Below are 5,837 nucleotides of genomic sequence, written 5' to 3' on the forward strand. Positions count from 1 at the left end.
CCAGCGGGAGGACTCTGCCCGGTTCCAGCGGGGAAAGTCTGCCTGAACCCGACCCGGCCGCTCCCACTCCCCAGCCCACCGCGTCGTTCTCCGCCGCTCCCACTCCCCAGCCCACCGTTCAGCCCGCCGCCTCGTTGTCCGCTGCGGCCGGGGTCGCTGAAGTCTCCATCGGGGCGCGCAGCGTGGCGGTGCCGACCCTGACCGCCTGGGCCCTGGCCACAGGCGGGACCTGGAGGCGCCTGGTGACCGACCCCGTGGGCGGCACCGTCCTGGACGTGGGCCGCACCAGGTACCGTCCCCCGGCCGGCCTGGCCGACCTGGTACGCGCCCGCGACCGGGCCTGCGTCTTCCCCACCTGCCAGACCCCCGCCTCCCGCGGCGACATCGACCACCTCACCGCCTGGAGCCAAGGCGGAACCACCAGCCTGAACAACCTCGTGGTCCTGTGCCAGGCCCACCACCGCCTCAAGCACACCCCCGGATGGGCCCTCACCAGAGACAACACCACCGGGACCCTGTCCTGGCACACCCCCGACAAAACCGTCTACCAGCGCCACCCAGACGGCACCATCGACCGCCTGCCCCACAAGGTCGGCCCCCACCAGCGCTACGTCCCCGGCACCGTCGTACCGGCCGACCTGAGCCAGCAGATCAGCCCCGACATCCTCAACCGCCTCAACACCGCCCTCAACAACACCAACACCAGCACCGAGTCCGGCCCCAGCGATACCACCCGCCTCGTCACCCGCGGCCCCCAACCCGGCCAGAAACCCGGAGCCTTTGAGACCACCCCCTACCCCAAAGCCACCCACACCCTCGGACTGGTACCCCTCATCGACCAAGCCCCACCCTTCTGAACCATCAGGTGCCACGGACAGACATGACCAGTCGACACCGCTATGCCGAGCTCCACGCCCACTCCGCCTACTCCTTTCTCGACGGGGCCAATGAGCCCGACGACCTGGCCTCGGTCGCCGTCGAGCTCGGTCTGGAGGCCCTCGCCCTGACCGATCACGACGGCGTCCCCGGCATCGTTAAGCACGCCCAGGCGGGTCGTGCTCATGGCCTGCCCACCATCCACGGCACCGAGCTCACCCTGGCCGACGGCTCCCACCTGCCCGTCCTGGCTCGCAACCCCGTCGGCTACCGCCGCCTGGTGTCCGCCATTTCTCAGCACAACCTGAACGCAGGGCGACGTCAAGAACCAGCCCACGACCTGACCACGCTAGCCTCGGCTCTCCGCTCCGACCCCACCGGCCAGACCAAGGGAACGGCGGGGACCTGCCTTGTCCTCACCGGTACCGCCAACGGCCCCCTGCGTCGGGCTCTGGGCGATCCTCATCGCCCCGGCGCCTGGGACCTGAAGGCGGCAGATGCCTGCCTGGGACACCTGACCGAGCTCTTCGCCGCGCCTGATCGAGGCCGTCCCCCCAGTACCGGCCCCACGACCACCGGTCGCCCACAGGTTGACGGGGATGCCGCAATCGGCCTGGCCGTTGAGCTCACCCTCAATGGCGGCCCCACCGACGCCGCCCTCACTGACACCCTGACCCGGCTGGCTCACGACCACCGGCTGCCTCTCGTGGCCACCGGTGCAGTGCGCTGCGCCCGCCCCACCGACGCCCGTCTCGCCGACGTGCTCACCTCAACCCGCCTGGTCACCGACCTGGAAGGCGCCCGTGGCCATCTGCCCGCCATCGGCCGCTGGCTGCGAGGAGCCCAGGACATGGCACTGCTCCACCGACGCAGTCCCGACGCCGTCGATCTGGCCGCCGAGCTCGCCGCAGACCTCGCCTTCGACCTGTCCCTCATCGCTCCGGGCCTTCCCGACGCCGATGTCCCGGAGGGACACACACCTGCCAGCTGGTTGCGCGAGCTCACCCGTCAAGGCGCCACCCGCCGCTACGGCACCCCGCAGGAGAACCCTCGGGCCTGGGATGTGCTCAACCACGAGCTCGAGGTCATCGAGTCCCTGGGATTCCCCGGCTACTTCCTCATCGTGCACGCCATTGTCGAGTTCTGCGCACAGTCGGGAATCCTGTGCCAGGGGAGGGGATCGGCGGCCAACTCCGCAGTCTGCTACGCCCTGGGCATCACAGCCGTCGACGCCGTCAGGCACCGGATGCTCTTCGAGCGCTTCCTGTCCCCAGGGCGAGCCGGCTACCCGGACATCGACCTCGATATTGAGGCCTGCCGCCGCGAGGAGGTCATCCAACACGTCTACTCCCGATACGGCAGAGAACGTGCCGCCCAGGTCGCCAACGTCATCTCCTACCGCCCCCGATCCGCTGTCCGCGACGCCGCCCGAGCCCTCGGTCACCCCGCAGGCGTGCAGGACGCCTGGGCCAAGCAGATGGAGCGGTGGACCTCGGTGCGTCCCGGAGGACTGACCGGACAGAGCGACGAGGTCCCCGAGCCAGTCCTCGACATCGCGGAGAAGCTGCTGCGACTGCCCCGCCACCTGGGAGTCCACCCCGGAGGGATGGTCCTGTGCGGACGCCCTGTCACCGAGGTCTGCCCGGTGCGCTGGGCCGCCATGGACAACCGCTCGGTCCTCCAGTGGGACAAGGACGACTGCGCCGAGGCCGGCCTGGTCAAGTTCGACCTCCTGGGCCTGGGGGCGCTCACCGCCCTGCGACTGGCCTTCACCACACTGGCACAGCGGGGACAGACCGTTCCCGAGACCGTGACGGAAGGGGAGCTGCGCACCTCCCAGTCCGGCCGCCCCTGGGGGCTGCACACCCTGCCCGAGGAGGATCCGGCCGTCTACCGGCTGCTCACGGCCGCGGACACGGTCGGGGTCTTCCAGGTCGAGTCACGCGCCCAGATGGCCACCTTGCCCCGACTCCGCCCCCAGACCTTCTACGACATCGTCGTCGAGGTCGCCCTCATCCGCCCCGGCCCCATCCAGGGCGACGCCGTCAACCCCTACATCCGCCGCCGCCTGAAGCGCGAGGAGGTCACCTACCTGCATGACTCCCTCAAGCCCGCCCTGACCAAGACCCTGGGAGTGCCGCTCTTCCAGGAGCAGCTCATGCAGATCGCCGTCGACGCCGCGGGGTTCAGCCCCGCCGAGGCCGACACCCTGCGTCAGGCCATGGGGGCCAAACGATCCATCGAGCGCATGGAAGCCCTCCACGACAAGCTCATAGCCGGAATGAGGTCCCGGGGCATCGATGCGCCCACCGCGGAGACGATCTACAGCAAGCTGAGGTCGTTCGCCGAGTTCGGCTTCCCCGAGTCCCACGCCTTCTCCTTCGCCTACCTGGTCTACGCCTCGGCCTGGCTCAAGGCGCGCAAACCCGAGGACTTCTATGCCGGGGTCCTGGCCGCCCAGCCCATGGGCTTCTGGTCCCCGCAGTCCCTGGTCGCCGACGCTCGCCGCCACGGTGTGCGCGTCCTGCCCGCAGACGTCAACCGCTCACTGGCGCAGGCCACCGTCGAGCAGCGGGAGGACCACCAGGATGCAGACCGGTCAGACCAGTGGGAGCCGCTGAGACCCCATCCTGCCGCCCCATCCGCCCTGGACGTCCACGACGACCTCGCGGTGCGTCTGGGCCTGGCCCCGATCAAGGGGCTGGGGGAGCGGGCCGCGCAGACCATCGTCACCGAGCGCCGTGCTCACGGCCCCTACCGGGACCTGGCCGATCTTGCGCGACGCGTGAGTCTGAGCCGCTCCCGCCTTGAGTCACTGGCCGTCTCAGGAGCCCTGGACAGTCTGGGGATGGAGCGTCGTCAGGCCCTGTGGGCTGCCGGGGTCCTCTCCGAGGAGCACGGCCGACGTCGTGACGCCTCCCGCCAGGGGCTGGGCGCGTGGTACCAGCCCACGCTTCCGAGAACCGCTGTCGGTGCCCAGGCCCCGACCTTGCCGACCATGACCGACCACGAGCGTCAGGCCGCCGACCTGAGCCTGACCGGAGTGTCCACGCAGGGCTCGCCCCTGAGGCTGCTGCGCCCCTCGCTGACCGCCGACGGCGTGCTCAGCGCAGCCGACCTGGCGGATCAGGAGAATGGGAGCCGGGTAAGGGTCGCCGGCGTCGTCACCCACCGGCAGCGCCCCCACACCGCTTCCGGCATGATCTTCCTCAACCTGGAGGATGAGACCGGTCTGCTCAACGTCGCCTGCCGAGCCGGCATGTGGCGCCGCTACCGCAGCGTCGGCAGACGCGCCGTCGCCCTCATCGTGCGCGGCACCGTGGAGAAGGGCGACGGCGTCGTCGCACTCATGGCGGATCGTCTCCAGGTCCTTCCCGGTGTCCCCGGCACCGGTAGCCGGGACTGGTGCTGACGGTGGCGCCCCTCACTCCTTGCGGGAGGAGTAGGCGGGCAGCTCGCCCGTGACCGGGGCGTCCTTGGTATGCAGCTCGGAGTAGACGGACCAGAGCACACTGATCAGCGGGACCGCGACGATCGCGCCGAGCAGGCCGGCGGAGTAGGTCCCCAGGGCGACACCGATGATCACCACCACAGGGTGCAGAGAGACCTGACGACCCATGATGAGGGGCTGGAGGATGTGCCCCTCGATCTGGCCGATCCCGGCCACTCCCACGCCGACAACGATCATGGTGACGAAACCGCCGGAGGCCAGAGCCACCACCATGGCCACAAGCATCGCCAGAGGAGCGCCAATGATCGGGATGAAGGCGCCGATGAACACGAGCACCGCCAGGGGGGCCGCCAACGGGATCCCCACCAGCTGTAGGAATATCCCGGCCATGATGGCGTCGGTGAGCGCCACCAGCACAGTGCCGCGGGCGTACCCGGCGAAGGTGTACCAGCCGGCGCCCGCTGCCCGGTGGGTCGACTCCCGCATCGTGGCAGGCAGCTCGTTGAGGAACCAGCGCCACATCTTGCCCCCGGAGGCGAGGAAGAAGATCGTGACGAACAGCGCCAGGGCCAGGACGGTGAGCACATCGACGACCGCACTGGCGTTGGAGAGCACCTCGGAGGCCAAGGACGGGGCATTGGACTGCAGATAGTGCTGCCCCTGGCGCAGCCAGAGCTGGAGCTGGTGATAGATCTGCTGCTGCGTCAGGTGCAACGGCCCGTTCTCCAGGAAGTCCATGATCGTGTTGAGACCATCACCGAACTGGGATGCCAAGGAGTTCCACTGGCTGGTGACCGAGGTGACCACGTACGTGACCAGTCCGGCGATTACACCGATGGTGGTGAGCAGTGCCAGGAAGGTCGCCGGGTAGCGGGGCATGATCCTGGCGAAGAGGTTGACCATCGGTTGGAGGATCGAGGTGAACACCAGTGCCATGAACAGACCGATGAAGACCGGGACCACCTGTGAGGTGGCGTAGAAGACAAGACCGATGACAATGATGATGCCGAGTCCCAGCCAGGCACCCATGCCACCCCGCACCAGCCAGAAGGGCAGAGAGTCCATGACTGAGGAACGGGTCGTGACCGTCTCCGGGAAGGATACCGAGGGGGCCACGCGCACATGGGTGGTGGACACCGGGGGAGAGGCAGGCCTGATCTCTGTCGCCTCCTCCAGGGCCGACTCCCAGTGCAGCTGGTAGTCGCGGTCTGCCTGCCTGCGCTTCTCCGCCCAGTCGATCCCCCGGTCCAGCGCCGTACGGGCGCTCTTGAGCCGGCTCAGCAGGCCACTGCTGCTGAGAATCTCTCGGGTGGGCCTCTTCTCCGAGTCGGGTCCTTGAGCCGCCTGGTGGGAGTCGGAGCTCTGGGAGGACGCGGGATTCTCGGCCGACGTATCCTGCGTCGGCTCTTGTGACGGAGAGCTGTTTGTTGCCATAGGGTGAACGATCAGTCCTTCGTTGGATAACGGGCTGACGAAACACGCCCAGCCTACTAGCTGTACTTCCTTGGGA

At 68.8% G+C, this 5,837-nt stretch carries 3 protein-coding genes; 2 read left to right on the forward strand and 1 reads right to left on the reverse strand.

Features of this window, described 5'->3' with window-relative positions; all coding sequences use genetic code 11:
* Together BKH32_RS12990 and BKH32_RS12995 are read left to right on the forward strand one after the other, a co-directional pair.
* Positions 1-857: HNH endonuclease (locus BKH32_RS12990; RefSeq protein ID WP_178384698.1), on the forward strand; the 857-nt coding region annotated here is incomplete at its 5' end.
* Positions 858-880: 23 nt separating this feature from the next.
* A complete protein-coding gene (locus BKH32_RS12995) occupies positions 881-4,288 on the forward strand; it encodes an error-prone DNA polymerase (protein WP_075250408.1) in 3,408 nt (1,135 codons plus the stop codon).
* 12 nt (positions 4,289-4,300) lie between these two features.
* Here the strand turns inward: BKH32_RS12995 and BKH32_RS13000 are convergent, their stop codons facing one another.
* On the reverse strand, positions 4,301-5,761 hold the full coding sequence (locus BKH32_RS13000) for an AI-2E family transporter (RefSeq protein ID WP_075250409.1): 1,461 nt from the start codon (positions 5,759-5,761) through the stop codon (positions 4,301-4,303).
* Positions 5,762-5,837: the final 76 nt, after the last annotated feature.

This window comes from Actinomyces oris (genome assembly GCF_001929375.1).
Lineage (GTDB): Bacteria > Actinomycetota > Actinomycetes > Actinomycetales > Actinomycetaceae > Actinomyces > Actinomyces oris_B.